The following is a 943-nucleotide window of genomic DNA, read 5'->3' as shown; positions in this document are numbered from 1 at the left end:
TGAAGAAGTAGAGGTCGCAGAGCAGTGTCTGCACGAGCGGTTTGAGGAACAGGTGCGGCGGAACCCGGAAGCGGTAGCGGTGGTGTTTGGTGAGGAGCGCGTGACGTACGGGGAGCTCAATCGGCGAGCGAACCAGTGGGCCCACTACTTGCAAAGCCAAGGGGTAGGACCGGATGAACTAGTTGGGATCTACGTGGAGCGGTCAATCGAGATGCTGGTGGGTTTGCTGGCGGTATTGAAAGCGGGCGGAGCGTATGTGCCGCTGGATCCAGCGTACCCACATGAACGCATCGCGTACATGCTGGAGGATGCGCAGATCCAGGTGCTGTTAACCCAGGAGAAGCTGGCGGGAGAGGTGCCGGTAAGTCAGGCGGCAGTGTACTGTTTGGATCATGAGCCTGCGGATTTTCCTTGGGAAGCCGTAGAGAACGCAGTGAGTGAGGTGACACCACAGAACCTGGCGTATGTGATCTATACCTCGGGATCGACAGGTGAGCCGAAAGGTGTGCTCATTGAACACCAGGGACTTCTGAATATGGCCAATGAGCAAAAACGACTATTTGACATCACTAAGAATAGTCGGATTCTGCAATTCGCTTCTTTTAGCTTTGATGGTTCTGTTATGGAATTCATTATGGCTTTCTGCCATGGCGCTAGTTTATATCTAGGAACCCAAGAGGAGATACTACCAGGCGAAGGGCTAATTGGATTGATCCATAAGCATGAAATTACGAATGTAGCCTTGCCACCGACCGTACTTAGGCTATTGGTAAATGAGAGCTTACCCAGCCTACAAACGGTAATTTCTGCAGGCGAGGCATGTTCTATTGAGGTCGCGAATCCATGGTCGAAGGTGACTCGTCTTTTTAACTGTTATGGACCTACGGAAGCGACCATTGGAGCCACGATATACGCCTATGAGGAGACCGGTTACCGGTTTGTA

The 943-nt window shown here is 52.1% G+C and carries 1 protein-coding gene; it reads left to right on the top strand.

The features are described 5' to 3' along the window. Window positions 1–943: AMP-binding protein (locus tag ACWNM1_RS30585; RefSeq protein WP_449603935.1), on the top strand; the 943-nt coding region annotated here is incomplete at both ends.

Source organism: Paenibacillus sp. Marseille-Q9583, assembly GCF_976954365.1.
The sequence above is the reverse complement of the archived record's forward strand: the minus strand, read 5'-3'. Positions and strand labels throughout refer to the sequence as shown.